Source organism: Proteiniphilum sp. UBA1028, from assembly GCF_002316955.1.
GTDB lineage: Bacteria > Bacteroidota > Bacteroidia > Bacteroidales > Dysgonomonadaceae > Proteiniphilum.
In genome coordinates this window covers 36,187-36,780 of sequence record NZ_DCEN01000044.1, presented here as the reverse complement: position 1 = coordinate 36,780, position 594 = coordinate 36,187, and the positions used below count along the sequence as shown (strand labels likewise).

The 594-nt window shown below is 53.2% G+C and carries 1 protein-coding gene; it reads right to left on the bottom strand.

Annotated features, from left to right (window positions below):
- Positions 1-530: DUF3868 domain-containing protein (locus B3Z75_RS07790; protein WP_294069637.1), on the bottom strand; the 530-nt coding region annotated here is incomplete at its 3' end.
- Positions 531-594: the final 64 nt, after the last annotated feature.

The following is a 594-nucleotide window of genomic DNA, read 5'->3' as shown; positions in this document are numbered from 1 at the left end:
TATGTGGGCATGTAAGGTTCGCGTAGCACCCTGTCTGTCAACAATTGCTCCCCGCCGCCTTTGTCGCACTCGGCACAGCCGGTAGCGTTCTTAACCAAGTTCAGTGAAGCATCGCTCATCCAGCTTTCAAAAGGAACAGCGGCACTGTAGCTGATGGTCTGGCGCGTGTTGTTATTGCGCTTCAACACCGTTTGGGGTGTCTCGGCAAACACGGGGTCACCGTTTAATACCCGCGCCCGTTCCACCATTTTTTGGCGGCGTCCGCCATTGACCACCGCGGGAGGCAAAGCCCGGGTCTGCGTTCCCGTATTGGCCGTGAGAACGGGAGTGAGGGTAAGCATTTCGTCGGAGCCTATCTTTAAGGCGTCCAGCACAATATCCATGTACACCGAAAGGGTGTTGTTTTCTTTTATGCCGGTGAGGTTCTCTACCGCAACCTGCCCCGAGTAGACTCGTTGCCCGTATGCCGCAGTTGTAACTCCGAGAAACAGGGCAACCGGTAAGATAAATATGTGTGTAAATGTTTTCATCGCCGCTTATTTGAGAAAATAAATGAGTGACAGGGCCGCTTTGGTTACGCCCCAGTAGTTGTAC